This window comes from Trinickia soli, assembly GCF_002879855.1.
GTDB lineage: Bacteria > Pseudomonadota > Gammaproteobacteria > Burkholderiales > Burkholderiaceae > Trinickia > Trinickia soli.
Genome location: NZ_PNYB01000027.1, coordinates 1 through 18,320, shown reverse-complemented (window position 1 = coordinate 18,320; position 18,320 = coordinate 1). Strand labels below are relative to the sequence as shown.

Annotated in this window: 15 protein-coding genes; 3 read left to right on the top strand and 12 right to left on the bottom strand. The window is 62.7% G+C overall.

Annotation, left to right across the window (positions count from 1 at the left end):
- Window positions 1–4 precede the first annotated feature (4 nt).
- Together C0Z19_RS23495 and C0Z19_RS23490 are read left to right on the top strand one after the other, a co-directional pair.
- Window positions 5–1,297, top strand: a complete 1,293-nt coding sequence (locus C0Z19_RS23495; RefSeq protein ID WP_102612248.1) for an ATP-binding protein — start codon at window positions 5–7, stop codon at window positions 1,295–1,297.
- A complete protein-coding gene (locus C0Z19_RS23490) occupies window positions 1,294–1,836 on the top strand; it encodes a response regulator transcription factor (protein ID WP_102612247.1) in 543 nt (180 codons plus the stop codon). The genes C0Z19_RS23495 and C0Z19_RS23490 overlap by 4 nt, the downstream gene beginning before the upstream one ends.
- A gap of 202 nt (window positions 1,837–2,038) precedes the next feature.
- Here C0Z19_RS23490 and C0Z19_RS23485 read toward each other — a convergent pair whose 3' ends face one another.
- The 11 genes from C0Z19_RS23485 to C0Z19_RS23435 form a co-directional block, all read right to left on the bottom strand.
- Entirely contained in the window at window positions 2,039–3,718 is a 1,680-nt protein-coding gene (locus C0Z19_RS23485) for a carboxylesterase/lipase family protein (RefSeq protein WP_233196265.1), read from the bottom strand.
- Window positions 3,719–3,900: 182 nt separating this feature from the next.
- Window positions 3,901–4,317 (bottom strand): tRNA (N6-threonylcarbamoyladenosine(37)-N6)-methyltransferase TrmO, encoded by a 417-nt coding sequence (tsaA, locus tag C0Z19_RS23480; protein WP_102612246.1) that lies wholly within the window; start codon window positions 4,315–4,317, stop codon window positions 3,901–3,903.
- Between the two features lie 257 nt (window positions 4,318–4,574).
- Window positions 4,575–5,918, bottom strand: coding sequence for an ATP-dependent protease ATPase subunit HslU (gene hslU / locus C0Z19_RS23475; RefSeq protein ID WP_102612245.1), 1,344 nt, complete (start codon window positions 5,916–5,918; stop codon window positions 4,575–4,577).
- A 16-nt stretch (window positions 5,919–5,934) separates the two neighbouring features.
- Entirely contained in the window at window positions 5,935–6,471 is a 537-nt protein-coding gene (gene hslV / locus C0Z19_RS23470; protein WP_102612244.1) for an ATP-dependent protease subunit HslV, read from the bottom strand.
- 448 nt (window positions 6,472–6,919) lie between these two features.
- A complete protein-coding gene (gene dksA, locus C0Z19_RS23465; protein WP_102612243.1) occupies window positions 6,920–7,339 on the bottom strand; it encodes an RNA polymerase-binding protein DksA in 420 nt (139 codons plus the stop codon).
- Window positions 7,340–7,806: 467 nt separating this feature from the next.
- Entirely contained in the window at window positions 7,807–8,898 is a 1,092-nt protein-coding gene (locus C0Z19_RS23460; RefSeq protein ID WP_102612242.1) for a CobW family GTP-binding protein, read from the bottom strand.
- Window positions 8,899–9,112: 214 nt separating this feature from the next.
- A complete protein-coding gene (locus tag C0Z19_RS23455) occupies window positions 9,113–10,345 on the bottom strand; it encodes a class I SAM-dependent rRNA methyltransferase (RefSeq protein WP_102612241.1) in 1,233 nt (410 codons plus the stop codon).
- A gap of 70 nt (window positions 10,346–10,415) precedes the next feature.
- Window positions 10,416–11,369 (bottom strand): tyrosine recombinase XerC, encoded by a 954-nt coding sequence (gene xerC / locus C0Z19_RS23450; RefSeq protein ID WP_425330305.1) that lies wholly within the window; start codon window positions 11,367–11,369, stop codon window positions 10,416–10,418.
- Window positions 11,370–11,382: 13 nt separating this feature from the next.
- Complete coding sequence (locus C0Z19_RS23445; RefSeq protein ID WP_102612240.1) at window positions 11,383–12,171, bottom strand: DUF484 family protein; 789 nt, start codon at window positions 12,169–12,171, stop codon at window positions 11,383–11,385.
- A gap of 57 nt (window positions 12,172–12,228) precedes the next feature.
- The gene (gene dapF, locus C0Z19_RS23440; RefSeq protein WP_102612239.1) at window positions 12,229–13,101 is read right to left on the bottom strand and encodes a diaminopimelate epimerase; all 873 of its coding nucleotides are present in this window, start codon (window positions 13,099–13,101) and stop codon (window positions 12,229–12,231) included.
- Between the two features lie 46 nt (window positions 13,102–13,147).
- Window positions 13,148–14,035, bottom strand: coding sequence for a lipid A biosynthesis lauroyl acyltransferase (locus C0Z19_RS23435; RefSeq protein ID WP_102612238.1), 888 nt, complete (start codon window positions 14,033–14,035; stop codon window positions 13,148–13,150).
- Between the two features lie 314 nt (window positions 14,036–14,349).
- Here C0Z19_RS23435 and metK point away from each other — a divergent pair, with 314 nt between their 5' ends.
- Complete coding sequence (metK, locus tag C0Z19_RS23430) at window positions 14,350–15,537, top strand: methionine adenosyltransferase (RefSeq protein WP_102612237.1); 1,188 nt, start codon at window positions 14,350–14,352, stop codon at window positions 15,535–15,537.
- Between the two features lie 368 nt (window positions 15,538–15,905).
- Here metK and C0Z19_RS28340 read toward each other — a convergent pair whose 3' ends face one another.
- Complete coding sequence (locus C0Z19_RS28340; RefSeq protein WP_158243055.1) at window positions 15,906–17,804, bottom strand: GmrSD restriction endonuclease domain-containing protein; 1,899 nt, start codon at window positions 17,802–17,804, stop codon at window positions 15,906–15,908.
- Between the last annotated feature and the right edge of the window lie 516 nt (window positions 17,805–18,320).

Here is an 18,320-nt window from a genome sequence, read left to right as displayed (position 1 = left end):
TGCGATGCAACGTATTACGAATACCGGTCGCGTGAATCTCGGACACCTCTTTTGGTTGCGCTGTCTGGCCATCATCGGGCAGCTCGTGACGATCGCCGTCGTGCAGCAGTTTTTCGGCGTTCATTTGCCGCTGCCGGCGATGCTGATCATCATCGCGCTCGAAGCGATTTTCAACGCGGGCACGTGGTTCCGCGTCGCGAGCGCGCGGCCTGAAACGGATCTCGAATTGTTGGGGCAGTTGTGGGTCGACCTCGGCGCATTATCGGCCCTGCTGTTTTTGTCAGGCGGCACCACCAATCCGTTTGTCTCGCTCTATTTGCCGTCGCTGGCGATCGCGGCGGCCGTGTTGCCCTGGCGTCACATGATCTGGCTCGCGATATTCGCGATGTGCTGCTATATCGCGCTCGGTTTCGATTCCGTGCCGCTGAACATGGACAATCCCGCGAACCTGTTCGACTACTACCGCACGGGCATGTGGGTGAACTTCATGGTGAGCGTGGGGCTGATCGCGTGGTTCGTCGCACGCATGTCGAGCGCGTTGCGGCAGCGCGATGCCGCGCTCGGCGACGCACAGCAGCGGCTCTTGCGCGACGAGCGAGCGGTCGCGCTCGGCGTGCAGGCGGCGACGGTCGCGCACGAGATGGGCACGCCGCTTTCGACGATCGCCATGCTGACCGAAGAGTTGCGCGAGGCCGCGCGCACGGATCAGGCGCTCGCTGCGTACGTCGACGATTTCGCGCTGCTCGAACAGCAAATGACGCTCTGCACCTCGGCGCTCGCCCGGTTGCGCAGCCGCGCTTCGGTAGCGCCGGCTCGTGAGCGGCTCGACGCGTGGCTGGCGAGCTTTTGCGAGCAATGGCGCTTGCGCCATCCGCACGTGAAGTTTGTGCGGCTGGCCGCGGCGATCGACGACACCTGGTTGGACGAAACGGCCGCCGTGGGGCAGATATTGACGATTCTGCTCGACAACGCCGCGCGGGTGAGTCGCGACGGCGTCAGGCTTGCCGCCGCTTTGACGGACGGTTTCATCGAATTCCAGGTGTGCGACTCGGGGCCGGGTATCGCACCGGCGCTGCGCACGAAGCTCGGCAGTGCGCCAGTGGACAGCACGCAAGGCGGCCATGGCGTGGGCCTGTACCTCGCGTTCGCGGCGGCCGCGCGCCTGAACGGCTCGATCGAGCTGCTGGACGGGGAACCGCGTGGCACGCGCGCAGTGTTGCGCGTGCCCGCGGCGAAGGACGACGGTACACCGCGGCGCGCCGCGGTTTCAATTTCGAATAAGGAGAACGAACTATGAGCGAGATGAACTTTCTCGTCATCGACGACGACGAGGTGTTCGCGGGCATCCTGGCGCGCGGGCTGACGCGTCGCGGCTATACGACGCATCAGGCGCATAACGCCGAAGAGGCCATTGCGCTGGCGAATCAACATCGATTCGACTGCATTACGGTCGACCTCCATCTGGGCAGCGATTCGGGGTTGAGCCTCGTCGCGCCGCTGCGCGACCTGCAACCTGATGCGCGCATGCTCGTGCTGACGGGGTACGCGAGCATTGCCACTGCGGTGCAGGCCGTCAAAGACGGCGCCGACAACTACCTCGCCAAGCCGGCCAACGTGGAATCGATCCTGGCGGCGCTGCAGAGCGAGGCAAGCGAGGCACAGGCCGAAGCCGCGATCGAACATCCGACACTGCTCTCGGTGGCACGACTCGAATGGGAACACATTCAGCGGGCGCTGGCCGAGAACGGCGGCAATATCTCGGCCACGGCGCGCGCGTTGAACATGCATCGTCGGACATTGCAGCGCAAGCTGGCGAAGCGCCCGGTGAAGCAGTGAGCGCAGGTGGGCCGGGTGCCGGGCCAGGGAACGCTGCCCGTCGCTCGCCCGTGTGCATTGACCGCGCGCTCCATGCCGATCGGGGCAGCTGGCTGTCGGAAAGGTGCGCCAGCCTGGCAGAAATGAGACGTCCAGCGCTTGGGCCACCGGCCTTCATCCGATGCAAGCCGATGGCCCACCTACAGGCAAGACCGCCAGTGCGCTATCGAGCAGCCGGCTCCGCCGCGGTCATGGGTTGCCCGCTCTCGGGCTGCTGAGCGAGTTCCTGCGTCGATGCCGGCCGATCCCACACAGAATGAGTGTTTTCGCCGATTACCTGAACCAAAGTACCCTGGTTCTCAACGCGCGAAGCGGGCCAGGTAGGCACCGGGCCGGTCCTTCGCGACCCCGGTTCGATGGCCGGCGATCCCTCGCCACCCGCCTGAGCGCCGTTAGGATCGCCGGTCTTCACGAACTGCTCGAGATATCGGGAGAAGATACGAGAAACGTCGTAATCGGCCGCCTTCCAACCGAAGCGCCGCAGGCTGTCCAGATTGCCGAGCGCGTACGGCACCTGAGCGTCGTGCGCCACCCCGAGCATCGGCGGCGCGACCGGTCCCGCCGGCGTTTCCGTCTCTGCGGGCAACTGCTGCGTGTAACGGTAATAGAAGATCGGCGCTTGACCGGTCTGCCGATGCAGATCCATCCATCGTTGCGTGCTTTGGCTCACGTTGGCGTTGCCGGGGTAATGGGCGAGCACTTCGTCAATCTGGTCGCGGAACCTCGCGAGCTTTTCATTGAGCGGCAGGAGGCGGTGCTCGTCGACGGGCGCGTGCGAAACCGCTTCGTGCGCGTTCGATCCGAGCATGAGCGGAACCTGGGTTTGTCCGCCTCGTGCGAACACCTGCTCGGGCGTCTCGGTCAGGAAGTAGCCGTCGATGCTCGGCCGAAACGTCATCGGCTCGTACGAGCGCTGCGGCTGCGCGGCGGCCGTGAGCAGCGTTCGCGCGGGCAGTGAGCGCAACTGCTGCAGCGAGGATGCGCCGACGCGGGCCGAAAACTCATTCGTTGCGCGTTCGGCTTCTTCGCGTGTCCACATGGCATTCGGCGCAAACGCCGCGCCGCTCTGGCCGATGGCGCGCGCGAACAAGCCGCGCGACAGGGGCGAGGCCATGTGAGCGCTGACCGCAACCGATCCGGCCGAGTTGCCCGCGATCGTGACTTTGGACGGATCGCCGCCGAATTGAGCAATGTTGTCACGCACCCAGCGCAGCGCCGCGACCTGATCGAGCAGACCGTAATTTCCGGCGGTGCCGTGCGACGACTCGCTTGCCGCACCCGGCGGCGCGAGGAAGCCGAATGCACCGAGCCGATAGTTCACGGTGACGGCGACGATGCCGCGCGACGCGAGCTGAGCGCCGTCGTAGCGTGGTTCGGAGCCGTCGCCCGACACGAATGCGCCCCCGTGGAAATAAACGAGAACCGGTTGCTTGGCGCCCGCGCCGTTCGCGCTCGTCCAGACGTTCAGATAAAGGCAGTCTTCGCTCATTGTCGTCGACCGGAAGTCCAACTTGCCGGCAACGTTCGTTTGCATGCAGCGAGGGCCGAATTGCCGCGCGTTGTGTACCCCGGCCCAGCGGGCGACCGGTTGTGGCTCGCGAAAACGAAAATCGTCCACGGGCGGTGCAGCGTACGGGATGCCGCGAAAGACACGCACGTCTTTGTGTTCACCGCGGAGCCTGACGCCCTCGACGATGCCGTCGGTGAGTTGTGCCTGAGGGGCGAGCGGCGCGCGTGCGGCGTGGGCCGCCTTGGCCGTCAAACAGAGACACAACAGCGATGCAGCTGCCGATAGTGCCGCCGGAATACGATGCTTTGTTGCGTGGTCTAGGGAAATGCGCACGAATTTGCTCCTTTCCGAATGAACAGCGGATTGATGGCCCACCGTGTGGCGGGGACACGATCATCGACGCAAAAAAGCGTCTCAAATCGTTCCGCTGATTCAAATCAGACTAGAGGATGCGTGCCTTCCTCACTCCATGGCTTCACCACGGCATATGATGGGCGCGATCGCCGGAGCAAAATCTAATCGTCTGTTCCGATCACGATCTTGATGTCGACAATGGGTGTGCCATCGATTGCTTCGATGGGGCCAACCTGTAACCGGTTGCCCGCGATTTCGCGAATCGTCACGCGGTGCAGGCCGATCGGATTGGGCCGGTGCGGCGAGCGCGTCGCGAAAACGCCTGTCAGCGGCCGGTCGCGCTCACCGCGAGGGTGAACGACAAGCTTGCTGCGATCGGCTCGGTGGAACCACGCGAGCACGAGTATTTCATTGCCGCGCGATAGCCCGGTCAATCCTTCGACGTACTTCGGATCAAGCTCGATCCAGGCGTCGGGCGCCCCTTCGGTACCTTGATGGGGCGCTTCGGTCACGTTCCCGAGTGTCGACCGGATATAGCCGATCGGCGTGAGTGCGAAATCATCGGATGGCTGCGGCATCGAGGTTTCTCCTTCGCCCGAATCACGGCCGGCCCACTTCAGGCGATGTCTGTGCCAGACACCCGTGGGGTGTCCGAATGGCGAAAGGTGAAGGCCGGCAAGGCCGACACTAACATGTCCGCGCGGGTTGCTACGATCGACACGGCCTCGTTGTTTAGCTTGGCGATTACGGTCATGAAGTGGGAGGCCCGCCAGAGACGAAAGAGCCCATCGATCCGATGGGCTCTGGGCATCCCCTATGCTGCGCTTTCAGCGGGTTACAACACGTACCGCGACAAGTCCTCGCTTTGCGCCACTTCGCCCAGCGCGCGATCCACGTAGGCCGCGTCGATCATCACCTTCTTCCCGGTGTGGTTGCCGGCGGAGAACGACACCTCTTCGAGCAGCTTCTCGATCACCGTATAAAGCCGGCGCGCGCCGATATTCTCGGTGCGCTCGTTGACCGAGAACGCGATCTCCGCCATGCGCTTGATCCCGTCCGGGGCGAACTCGAGCTCGACGTCTTCGGTGGCGAGCAGCGCTTGATACTGCTTCACGAGGCTCGCATCGGTCGCGACGAGAATCGATTCGAAATCCTCGACCGACAGCGAATCGAGTTCGACGCGAATCGGAAAACGCCCCTGCAACTCGGGAATCAAATCGCTCGGCTTGGACAAGTGGAACGCGCCGCTTGCGATAAAGAGGATGTGATCGGTCTTTACCATGCCGTAGCGCGTGTTGATCGTCGTGCCTTCGACGAGCGGCAGCAAATCGCGCTGCACGCCCTGGCGCGAGACTTCCGCGCCGCCCGCTTCGCTGCGCGAGGCGATCTTGTCGATTTCGTCGAGAAACACGATGCCGTTTTGCTCGACGTTCTGCACGGCTTTCGCCTTCACTTCCTCGTCGTTGAGCATCTTCGACGCTTCTTCGTCGGTCAGCACCTTCAGCGCCTCCGCCACCTTGAGCTTGCGGCGCGTTTTCTTGCCACCGCCGAGATTGGCGAACATCGAACGAATCTGCTCCGTCATGTCCTCCATGCCCGGCGGCCCCATGATGTCCATGCTGGCTTGCGGCAACTCGACGTCGAGCTCGATCTCCTTGTCGTCGAGCTGGCCTTCGCGCAGGCGCTTGCGGAACGTTTGGCGCGTGGCGTTATCGCCGGCGGGCGCCTCGCTCGCAACGGCCGAGCCAAAACCGACCGGCCGAGCGCTCGGCAACAGGGTGTCGAGGATGCGATCCTCCGCCTGGTCCTGTGCTTTCGAGCGTACTTTGCGCATCTCCGATTCGCGCGTCTGCTTCAGCGCGATTTCGATCAGGTCGCGCACGATGCTGTCCACGTCTCGGCCGACATAGCCCACTTCCGTGAACTTCGTCGCCTCGATCTTGATGAACGGCGCGTCGGCGAGCTTGGCCAGACGCCGGGCGATCTCGGTCTTGCCGACGCCCGTCGGCCCGATCATCAAAATGTTCTTCGGCGTGATTTCCTGGCGCAACGGCTCGGCCACCTGCTGTCGCCGCCAGCGGTTGCGCAATGCGACGGCCACGGCTTTCTTCGCCTTGTTCTGGCCGATGATGTGCTTATCGAGTTCCGAGACGATCTCGGCCGGGGTCATGGTGCTCATCGGTTCCTTACCTCACTTACTCGATCGTCTCGATGACGCGGTTATGGTTCGTGTAAATGCACATTTCGCCGGCGATCTCGAGCGACTTTTCGACGATTTCGCGCGGCGACAGCGCCGTGTTGTCGGCGAGCGCGCGCGCAGCGGCCTGCGCGTAGGCGCCGCCCGATCCGATCGCGCAAATCCCGCCCTCGGGGTCGAGCACGTCGCCGTTGCCCGTGATGACGAGCGTCGTTTGCGAATCGGCCGTGATCAGCATCGCTTCAAGCCGGCGCAACATGCGGTCGGTGCGCCAGTCTTTGGCCAGTTCAACGGCGGCGCGGGTCAGGTTGCCCTGATGCTTTTCGAGTTTCGCCTCGAAGCGGTCGAGCAGAGAAAAGGCATCCGCCGTGCCGCCGGCGAAGCCGACCAGCACCTTGCCGTTATAGATGCGCCGCACTTTTTTTGCGCCGCCTTTCATGACGATGTTGCCGAGCGTCACTTGGCCGTCGCCGCCGAGCGCAACTTTGTCGCCGTTGCGCACCGAGACGATCGTCGTGCCGTGAAATTGCTCCATGGTGCGTTCCTCGATAATGCGGATGGGGCTCGCGCGACGCGGGACGCCGCGCGAGCGAAAAACGGATGAGCGTACCGCGCCCGCGCGGGAACGCGTTACAGCGCGCACATTCAGCCCATTTTAGGGCGTCCGCGGTTTTATCAAGGGGCGCCGGCGAGCAAACCGATGCCGGGACCGCCGTCAGGCAGTATCGGTAAGGTTTGCCTTAGATCATCGGATCGAATCGCAACATGCGACATCAGCGCGATGTAGCGCGCATCATCGGCGTCGTGGTGACTGACCGAATCGTGGGCCGACTCGAAATCGGATCAAGGCCGGATGAAGGGCGGATCAAGGCCGGATCAAGGCCGAACCGAAGCCAACAAAACAAAAAGCGCGCGGAACACCGCGCGCCTCGTGAGAAGCAGCGTGAAAATGCGCGGCGCATCGGGCCGCGCGAGCCGGTGCGTCAATCGCCGAACAGCTTCTGGCGCAACTCGCGGCGTTCCTGGGCTTCGAGCGACAGCGTAGCCGTAGGCCGCGCGAGCAGACGCGGGATGCCGATCGGCTCGCCCGTTTCTTCGCACCAGCCGTAGTCGCCGGACTCGATTCGTGCCAGCGACTGCTGCACTTTCTTCAGCAGCTTGCGTTCGCGATCGCGCGTGCGCAGTTCCAGCGCATGCTCTTCCTCGATCGTCGCGCGATCGGCGGGATCGGGAACGATCACCGTTTCGCGCAGATTTTCGGTCGTCTGCCCAGCGTTGCGGAGAATCTCCGCCTGAAGCTGTTCGAGCCTGTTCTTGAAGAAGGCGAGCTGATCCTCGTTCATGTAATCCTTCTCGCTCATCTTCAGGATTTCGGCTTCGGTCAAGAGTCGTTTCGTCGTCATCTGCGTGCTTCTTCAATGTGAGGCAAAACCCGTACATATTGCCCGCACTTTCGTATTGCCCGCAAGCGGTGCCATGAAGGCGCCAACGCCCGCGGCCCGGTGGCCGTCTGGACGCCGTCGCGCCGATGCGGGGCCGAACTCCTCTGGAAACCGATCCTCGGGTACCTCTACCCTTTCGATACGTCGCAACACAGCCAACCTTGCGCATGCGCGCGATTTGCCGCCGCGTATCTTTCGGTGTCTCGATTGTTTTTGTTTAGGCTTTGTCCGGATAAGGTTTCCCGGCGCCTGTGCAAACCCGCCGCCCTGGCAGCGGGCACGTATTGTAACTGAATCGATTCTCAGCGCCGCAAGAGAGAAAACCCTGCCGGGGCGCCCTCGTTATCCTGAAAATATAGCGCGCGCGCTTGCAAAAAGCGAACGTTCGACACGGCGCGGGCGTACGGCTTCCCACGTCCCGGGCCCGATCAGGCGAGACAGGCGTCGAGACCGTCCGTAATGAGGTCCTGCGGCAAATCGATGCCGATGAAGACCATTTTGTTCGTCTTCTTCTCAGCCGGCAGCCATTTGGCCGCGAGGTCGCTGCCCATCATCTGATGGACGCCCTGGAACACGACCTTGCGGTCCACGCCTTTCATGTACAGCACGCCCTTGTAGCGCAGCAGCCGCTCACCGTAGATCTGCAGCACGCCGCCCAGGAAATCCTCGAGCTTGTTGGGATCGAAGGGGCGATCGTTTCGATAGACGAACGACTTGATGCGATCGTCGTGGTGTGCATGGTGGTGATGCGCGTGCCCGTCATGGGCACATTGACCATGGTCGTGGTTGCAATGCTCGTGATCATGCTCATGTTCATGATCATGAGCATGGCCATGGTCGTGGTCATGATGCGCGTGAGCGTGGTCGTCCTCGGCCAGGAAGTCCGGGTCGATTTCGAGCTTCGCGTTCAGATTGAAGCCGCGCAGATCGAAGATTTCCTTGAGGTCGGCTTCCCCGAAATTGACGACCTTGATCGTCGCTTTCGGATTCATGTGAACGAGGCGGTGCCGCAGGTCGGACAGCAAGGCTTCGTCGACGAGATCGGATTTCGTGACGAACAAGCGATCGGCGAAACCGACCTGGCGCTGCACGACCTCATGCTCGTCGAGTTGCGCGTTCGCGTGCTTCGCGTCGACGAGCGTGATGATTGCATCGAGCAGGAATTCGTCGGCGATCTCGCTATCGATGAAGAACGTCTGCGCGACCGGGCCCGGATTGGCCAGGCCCGTCGTCTCGATGACGACGCGGTCGAAGGCGATTTCGCCGGCGCGCTTGCGTGCAGCCAGATCGCCCAGCGCACGCGCCAGATCGCCGCGGATCGTGCAGCAGATGCAGCCGTTGCTCATTTGCACGATCTGCTCGGCCTGGTTCTGCACGAGGATTTCGTTGTCGATGTTCTCTTCGCCGAATTCGTTTTCGATCACGGCGATCTTCATCCCGTGCTTTTCGTTGAGGATGCGCTTGAGCAGCGTGGTCTTGCCGCTGCCAAGGAAGCCGGTCAGGATGGTGACGGGAATCATGTTCAAATCGCCTATGAGTCGGAAATCAGGGACGGTTCACGAGAGCCGACCACGAAAATACTGAAGCATACCGGCGCGGATGCTTTTGCGCCGGCCCAGGCCGAAGCAGATGCGCCGGCGCGACGACAAGCCGCGCGTGCCGGGCAGGGCGGGCCTGCCAGAAACCGCCGCCACTAAGCCGCCGCCACTACAAGCGCCTCCCAAATGGGGACGCTCACACGATTTGCAACAGCAACCCCTTCAGATATTCGCCTTCGGGAAACGCCGCGAGCAGCGGATGATCGAGTCCCGCACCCAGGCGCTTCAGGATTCGTGCGTCCACGCGCGCGTCGGCCGCCGCGCCGGCGACGATCTTTTGGAACAGCTCGGCATCGATCGCGCCCGAACAGGAATACGTGAACAGCAGGCCGCCCGGCCGCAGCAGCTTGAAGCCCGACAGATTGATGTCCTTATAAGCGCGCGCCGCCCGATCGACGTGCTCGCGCGCCGGCGCGAACTTCGGCGGGTCGAGCACCACGAGGTCAAACCGCTCCCCTTCGTCGACGAGGCTGCGCAACGTGCGGAACGCATCGGCGTCGAGCCACTGTGCGCGCTCGGCGTCAAAGCCGTTTACCTCGACATTGGCCCGCGCCAGCGCAAGGGCCTCGCCCGATGAATCGATGGAGACGACGCGCCGTGCGCCGCCGCCCAATGCCGCCAGAGAAAATCCGCCCGTATAGCAAAAGCAGTTCAGCACGTCGCGCCCGGCCGCATAGGCCTGCACGAGCGCACGATTATCGCGCTGATCGACATAAAAGCCGGTTTTGTGGCCGGAGCGGACGTCGACGTGGTAGCGCACGCCGTTCTCGCGCGTAACCAGCGTATCGGGCGGCGCGTCGCCGGCCAGGACGCCCGTCGTTTGCTGCAGGCCTTCCTTCTCGCGGATCGACACGTCCGAGCGCTCGTAGACATGCGGGCATCCGGTCGCCCCGACGAGCGCGGCGACGATCGCCTCCTTCCACGCTTCGACGCCGGCGGCCATGAACTGACAGACCAGTTGGCCGCGGCCCGCGCCGCCGCCCGCGTCGCCGCTCAAGTCGCCGGTGACGTCTTCGACGTAGTGGTCGACGATCAGCCCGGGCAGGCCGTCGGCTTCTCCAAAAATGAGCCGCACGGCGCCCGTGTCGCGCACGAACGCTTGCCGATGGGCCACGGCGCGTTGCACGCGTCGCTTGAAAAATGCGTGGTCGATCGGCTCGGCTTCGTCGAAGCTCCAAACGCGCAGTCGGATCTGCGAATGCGGGCTGTATGCCGCCCGCGCCAGAAAGCGGCCGTCGTGGGCGCGCACGATGACGGTCGCCCCCAGCGCGGGCTTGCCCTCGACGCGCTCGATCGCGTTGGCGTACACCCACGGATGGCGGCGTAGCAGCGATTTTTCCTTCGAGGGCTTGAGCGTAACGGTGTTCATCGGTCAGTTCGGAAAACAGGGTTGAGCGGTGCTGATGCGGCGTGTGCGCCGCCGGCCGCGGGCTTGAGCGTCAATCGCGCTTCTTGGCGCGCGGGTGCGCCGTGTCGTAGATCCGCGCCAGATGTTGAAAGTCGAGCGAGGTGTAGATCTGCGTCGCCGCCACGCTCGCATGGCCGAGCAGCTCCTGCACGGCCCGCAGATCGCCGCTCGATTGCAGCACGTGCGTGGCGAAGGAGTGGCGCAGCACGTGCGGATGCACGTTGGCGGGGATGCCGGCCGCGAGCGCGGCGCGCTTCACGCGTTCGCGCACCACGTTCGGCGACATGCGCGCGCCGCGCACTGAGAGGAACAGCGGATGCGGATCGGCCTTCACGAACTGGCCGCGCACCGCGAGCCAGGCGGCCAGCGCCTCGATCGCCTTGCTGCCGACCGGCACGGTGCGCAGCCGTTTGCCTTTGCCGAGCACGGTCACTTCGGCCGACGCGATGTCGAGCCACCCGGCCGAGCGGTATCCGCCCCCTTCGGCGAAGGCGGCGTCGAGACCGACGAGTTCGGACAGCCGCAGCCCCGAAGAGTAGAACAGCTCGAGGATCGCATGATCGCGCAGGCCTTCGGCGTCGGTGGGGCCGCGGGCTTCCATGAGCGCATTCGCGTCATCGACCGACAGTGCTTTGGGCAGACGCTTGGGTTGCTTGGGCGAGCGCACCGTGGCGACCGGATTGGCCGGTAGCTCGACGCGATCGGCGAGCCAGCGGTAGAACGCGCGCCAAGCCGAGAGGCGGTGCGCGATCGAGCGCGCGGAAAGCCCGCCGGCATGAGCCCTGGCGACGGCGCCGCGCATGTCGAGCGCCGCCAGGCTCGCCAGCGGCCGGCCGTTGGCCAGTTGCACGAGCATGTCGAGCTCGTGCGCGTAGCTGCGCAGCGTATGCTCCGACAAGCGTCGCGCGTGCGCGAGGCCCGAGAGATAGTCGGCGATCAGTTGCGCGTCGGCCGGCGACGCGGCTGGGGGCTCGTGCGTGGCCACGCGCGCCGCGGCTTTAGCGTGCGAGCAGGCGGCTCAGCGCCGCGCTCGCCAGCGTGCCGATCTGCATCAGGAAATCGGTCGCCATGCCTTCATGGAATCGGCGCGGATCCGGGGAGCCCATGACCAGCAAGCCGAACGCCGGGGCCAAGGGGGTGCCGTCCTGCTCCTGCTCGCCGGCGAGTGCGTTTGAATTGCCGCCATTCGAACGCGGCTCGCGCAGCGCAAGCAAGGCAACCGACTGGGTTGCGCCCGGCACGGCAGCGCCACTCGCACCCGTCTCGCCGGAGGCGGTTTCGCCCGCAACGGCGAGGCTCGCATGGTCGCCGACGACCAGCCACTGCGCCGCTTCGAAGCCCGTGTTGACGCCGCAATAAGGGGCGTCGAGGCCATTGGCGAACAGGCGTACCTCTTCGCCCACCTGCCGGGCGAATTCGGCGTCGCGATAGGTCTCGGCCACGTCCCACAGACGCAGCGCCGCCTGCGGCACGTCGAACACTTCCATGAGGCCGAGCGCGACGGTGCGCGGCAGCGCGTGCGCATCGCGTTCGGCGATCACGCGCGCCGTCCAGCGGTTGAACTTCGCGGCGATGCTGTCGTTCTCATGGCCGTAGCGCAGCAGTTCGGCAAGGCGCCGCTCGAGCAGTTTGTTCTTCTCGCGCAGCATGTCCATCTGGCGCTCCTGGAGCGAGACGGCCGCTTTGCCGTGCGGGTTCGCGAGCCGGATGGCCGCGAGCAGCTCGGCATGCTGCGAAAAGAATTCCGGATTGGCCAGCAGGTATTCGGATACTTCGCGATCGTTCATGGTGGCGGAAAAGGGGCGAGCAAAGCGGATGAGCGGGAAAAAAGGGCGGACGCCGCATCAGGCGCGATCGGCGACATCGATCTCGCCCTCGAACACAGTGACGGCGGGGCCCGACATCATGAGCGGCGCGCGCTCGTCGCGTGCGCCGTCCCAGGCGATCGTGAGCGTCCCGCCGAGCGCATGGACCGTCACGGGCGAATCGAGCAAGCCCGCCCGAATCCCCGCGGCGACGGCCGCGCACGCGCCCGTGCCGCACGCGAGCGTCTCGCCCGCGCCGCGCTCGAATACGCGCAAAGCAATTTCCTGGCGTGATCGTACTTGCATGAAGCCCGCATTGACGCGTTGCGCAAAGCGCACGTGGTGTTCGATCTTCGGGCCGAGTTGCGCGACGGGGAAGGCGGCGACGTCGTCGACGACCAATACGGCGTGCGGATTGCCCATCGATACGACCGAGATCCAGTGCGTGGCGCCGTCGATTTCGAGGGGCCAAAGCGTGCCGGCGCCTTGCGGGCGACCGGTCAAACCTGCGGTGTCGAACGGCACGAGCGCGGGTTCGAACACGGGCTGCCCCATATCGACGACGACTTCGCCGTTGTCCTGCACCGTCAGCGTAATGAGCCCGCCATGAACCTGCACGCGCACGCTGCGCTTATCGGTCAGCCCGCGATCGCGGACGAACCTGACGAAGCACCGCGCGCCGTTGCCGCAATGTTCGACTTCGCCGCCGTCGCAGTTGAAGATGCGGTACTTGAAATCGGCGCCTTCGACGGTGGGCCGTTCGACGAGCAGCAGCTGATCGGCGCCGATGCCGAAGTGGCGATCGGCGAGCGCGCGCACCTGGCCGCTCGTCAGCGCGAGGGGGCGGCTAAAGCCGTCGAGCACGACGAAGTCGTTGCCCGCGCCGTGCATCTTGGTGAACTTGAGCTTCATGATCCCGGTATTGTACGGGAGGTCGGGCGCGCGTCCCGATCGCCCCTCAATCGTAGACGCTCGGCATGCCCGGCGGCCGCGTCTTGAAGCGCTTATGCACCCAGTAATACTGCTCGGGGATGCGCGGAATCTGCTCTTCCAGGAACGCGTTCATGCGACGCGCGTCGGCGTCGTCGTCGCCTGTCGGGTAGTTGGCCCAAGGTTTGAAGACTTTGAGCCGATAACCCTTGTAGTTCGGCAGCACTTCGCCGATGAACGGCAAAACCTGCGCATGCCCGACCTGCGCGAAGCGGCCGACCGCGGTGAGCGTACAGGTCGGAATGCCGAAGAACGGCACGAAGGTCGAATTGCGCAAGCCGTAGTCCATGTCGGCGCCCAGCATCACGGGCTTGCGCTCGCGCAGCCAACGCAGCACGACGCGGGCGCTGTCGGCGCGGCTCGCCATGTCGGCGCCGAACCGGCCGCGCGCCTGTTTCGCGATTGCTTCGAGCTCGGGGTTGGACATCGGCTGATAGAGCGCCGCGCATTGGCGCTGCAATGCGACGTTGATGAACACGGAGCCCGCTTCGATGCCGACGAAGTGAAAGCCGAGCAGCAATGTGGGCGGCATGTCGGGATCGGTCAAATCGACTTCGCTGTCGACTTCGACGAGCTTCGTGAGTTTCTCCAGCGAGCCGAACCACTGCACGCTGCGCTCGACATAACTGCGGATCGCGTGACGGAAGTGCTTCTGCGCGATGTCCTTGCGCTTTTCCTCGCTCCATTGCGGGAAGCAGAGCGCGAGGTTCGTGTGAACGATGCGCCGGCGCTTGCTGGGAATCTGATAGAGCAGCCAGCCGAGGCCATCGCCCAGCCGCGCGACGAAACCGTACGGCAGGATCGCCAGGAACCTGAGGAAGGCGATGCCCACCTTTGTGCCGATCCGCCTCAACATGCGCGGGCCTCGAACGGGAAGCGGGTCGATCCGGCGCGCTGCTGCGGCGCGGCGGCCAGGGGCAAGGACGGGCGCGGCGGGCAATGGAATGCGCAATGGGGTGAATAGAAGGAAAAAGGCACGGCAATTCGCTCTGCGACAATTTCGAGAAGCCGCTATAATACGGGCTTCGCCGAGTTAATAGACAACTTGCGGGGCGAAGCCACCGGGCGCCAGCAGCGTCCGATGGAGACAGGAATCCGCTAAAGCGTCGCCGCTTCAGGCTCCCGAAGCTGGCTACGTGAACTCAACACCGTAACCAAGGAGTCTGCAACGTGGCAAACGACTATCTCTTCACGTCTGAATCCGTCTCTGAAGGCCATCCCGACAAGGTCGCCGATCAGATCTCTGACGCCATTCTCGACGCCATTCTTTCGCAAGACAAATATTCGCGTGTTGCCGCCGAAACGCTGTGCAACACGGGGCTCGTCGTTCTGGCCGGCGAAATCACGACGACGGCCAACGTCGACTACATCCAGATCGCGCGCGACACGATCAAGCGCATCGGCTACGACAACACTGATTACGGCATCGATTACCGCGGCTGCGCGGTGCTCGTCGCCTACGACAAGCAATCGCCGGACATCGCCCAAGGCGTCGATCGCGCGCACGACAACAACCTCGATCAAGGCGCGGGCGACCAGGGCTTGATGTTCGGCTATGCCTGCGACGAAACGCCTGAGCTGATGCCGTTGCCGATCCACCTGTCGCATCGTCTCGTCGAGCGTCAGGCGTGCCTGCGCCGCGACGGGCGTCTGCCGTGGCTGCGTCCCGATGCGAAGTCGCAAGTGACGGTGCGCTATGTCGACGGCAAGCCGCATTCGATCGACACGGTTGTGCTTTCGACGCAGCATTCGCCCGATATCGAACTCGCGACGCTGCGCGAAGCCGTCATCGAAGAAGTGATCAAGCCGACGCTGCCTGCCGATCTGATCAAGGGCGACATCAAGTTCCTCGTCAACCCGACCGGCCGTTTCGTCATCGGCGGCCCGCAAGGCGACTGCGGTTTGACGGGCCGCAAGATCATCGTCGATACGTACGGCGGTGCTGCGCCGCATGGCGGCGGTGCGTTCTCGGGCAAGGACCCGTCGAAGGTGGATCGTTCGGCTGCATACGCCGGCCGTTACGTGGCGAAGAACATCGTCGCGGCAGGCCTCGCGTCGCGCTGCCTGATCCAGGTCTCGTACGCGATCGGCGTGGCCCAGCCGACTTCGGTCATGGTCAACACGTTCGGCACGGGCCGCGTGTCCGATGCGACGATCACGGCGCTCGTGCGCGAGCATTTCGACCTGCGTCCGAAGGGCATCATCCAGATGCTCGATCTGCTGCGTCCCGTCTATGAGAAGACGGCGGCCTACGGCCACTTCGGCCGCGAAGAGCCGGAGTTCTCGTGGGAAGCGACCGACAAGGCGCTCGCATTGGCCGAGGCGGCAGGCACGGAGCCGGTGGCAGAACTGGCGTGACCGAAGTGGCATGACATGTGGCACGGCATCGCCGTGCCTCATAGGCGATCGCGCCGCCAAGCACAGAACCCCGGCCGTCGCCGGGGTTTGCTTTTTGGGGTATCCGTATTAGGGAGTTGATGCGCCCTGTTGCATACTGCATCGCAACAACCAGCCGGCACCATGTGCAATCGGATCGTCCGACGCTGATCGACCCGTTTCCGTCCTTGGACATAGATCGGGCATAACGGCGGTTCCCTGACTACAGCAGCCATTCACTGAGCACCTTGGCGTCACCCCCTTCCTGCCCATCACGCGTCAGCGAGTGTTCATTGCTGTGACCCCGGCACGCCATAAAGTGACACTTCAGCGATGAACTGGCGCGCGGGCTATTGAAACAGCCGTTCGAGATTCTCCTTCGACCAAATCTTGCTAGCTAAGGCCAGATAAAATTCCGCCCGCCGCCCAAGAGTTGCCGCATCAGCACACGGCTCGGCTTGGGAAGTGATCCCAGTCTCTTCGGAGAAGCGTGCCCAATTCGGCTGATTCAAATAGAACGAAGCCGTAAGCGTTTGAGCCAAGATGTTTTCATTGGCGTAGCGCTGAAGTTTCTCACTGTAAGCCATCGCTCGCATCGACCTATTTCGCCCGCGCGGCAACAGAATCAACCCACCAACGCCATTCCGCGCAGCGGCAAACTCAGACGGGGAGCCAAACGGCTGCCCTCCCGCTGCCGTTATGTCCGCATTCGCGTCTGCCATATTGTCAGCAATCATGTGTTCGACATCGAATGTGCGCGAATCCCGCGTTCGATCGACAAAGTCGGCGAAACCGACCTTATTAGTCTGGTCCGCCGATTTTTCAAGATAATCAGCAAGCCGCGCTAAAATATGAAGCAGATTCTGACGCTTCACGTTGTCGTATGACACATTGACAAGTGCAGACAGCTTGTCTCGTTCAGAATCCATTCGTGCCACCAATTTGGCCCGAAGATCTTGCAAGTCCAAGTCGCGCACTTCCTTCGCAATATCAAAGACTAAGTCTCTGATGTTGTCGTAGGTGTTCTCCTTCCCGTTTAGCGTTCGGACAACCGCCAGATAATCAAGGAAATAGGAAATTGCCTTTATTTTTTTTGTTGCCTCGGAGCTCGTGTCAGTGGCTTTGACGGCGCTAATAATGACCATCGTCTGAAGCGTCAGATCACGTGCGCCATTATAAAAAACGTGCGGCAGACTATCCTGCAGAGAGATTTCACATCGCTTGACACGACAATAAAGATCAACAAAGTATGGCAACGTCCCAGTAAGCAGATTCGAAAAATCGTCACTGGTCCTTAGCCCGATCAGCTCTTTGTTATCCATTACCCACCGGTGATAGCTATCACCGACCAACTCAAAATCCCCCGGGGCGTCTCCACGTTTCTTTCCCCGAATAGTGACAGCGAACTGACCTCGAATCCACGTCTTGAAGAAATTCGAATCTTCGTCGCTCCCGAGAGCCTTCAGCTTTTGGATACACTCCGTCCACTTAGCATGTGCAGCATGGTTTTCCTCGTCGGTTGAGATACTCGAAAGCAAGAAACCCTTCAACAAGTCGATCGGGCTGAGTTTCAATCCTCGATCGTTCATCGTAACGAAGACTTTATGTCCGTCTTGTTCGCGCGGCACCCCGATCTCGAACATGCACACGCATTCAGTCAAAAAATCAAAAAAATGTGGGAGAAGGTTGTTCGTCGTAATCTCTGCTTCCAAGCAGTTTTCGATCTCTTGATACAACGCCCACAGTTGTTCCGTCCCCGGGTCTTTATCCGGAATCGAATCCACTTCCGCAGCCAGGTCCTCGTCGTCTTCCGGCCCGTCAACCAGAAGGTCAAACAGCCGGTGGCGTGCGGCGTCCAAGTCGAGGTTGAATTCGCTCTGCCCCGCGACTTTCCGGCGGATTGTTTGATCGACCGGAGAGAAAGCCGCATTCGGATGCTTCTGCGAAAGGCGATGAACGTAGGAAAGCAACAAGGTTAAAGTGGTTATTCGTTGCTGGCCGTCCACAATAGCCTTCCCACCTTGGGCAACCTGCGTCGTAATTATCGTGCCGAGGAAATATTGGTCGTAACCTAATACGTCCTTTCGCCCGTGCGCGGGCTTCCACTGCACAAGAAACGCCTCTTGCACGTCGGCCAGGAGTTCCTGAAGATGCTTGGGCTCCCACTTATAGTCTCGCTGATACGTTGGAAGAACAAATTTCTGCTGCAAACAAGTATTAACTGTCTTCCTGTCAAACGTAATTTGCACTTTTATGCTCCCCGAACACGCTGTTTTCTTCCGATAACTGCGCGGATTGTACGCATGCCACTGAGACAGCGCAAAATGATTTGGGACGCGGCTGGACAGGGGAGGCGCGGCGTTCGAAATGGCCCCTCACAGGGGGCAGGGCGACGATTAGATGTCCAAGGAACGTCGCGCGCGAGTGACGGTTCTTGGCCGAAAGGACACCGCCACACCGGCCCTCACTTCCCGAAAGCAAGGCGCGTCCAGGTGACTCCCTTGTCCCTGCCTCCCAAAATCATGCCCCGTAAGCCCATATTCGTCCCGTAGTCGGGTGCAATTGCGTTGCTGCAGTCTTGAACGCACAGATTGTTGACGATCTAGGCAGCGACGTCGAGTGTCTCAAATTGGCCGACGGACTAAACCGCTCGCGCGGTAGGGGCTACGGTCCGGCGCTGGAGGTCAGGGAGAGGCCGGTCACGCGGCTTTATGTTGGCGAATGAGGCAATCCGCCTCGTTCTTCAACAGGAGCCGAATCATGAC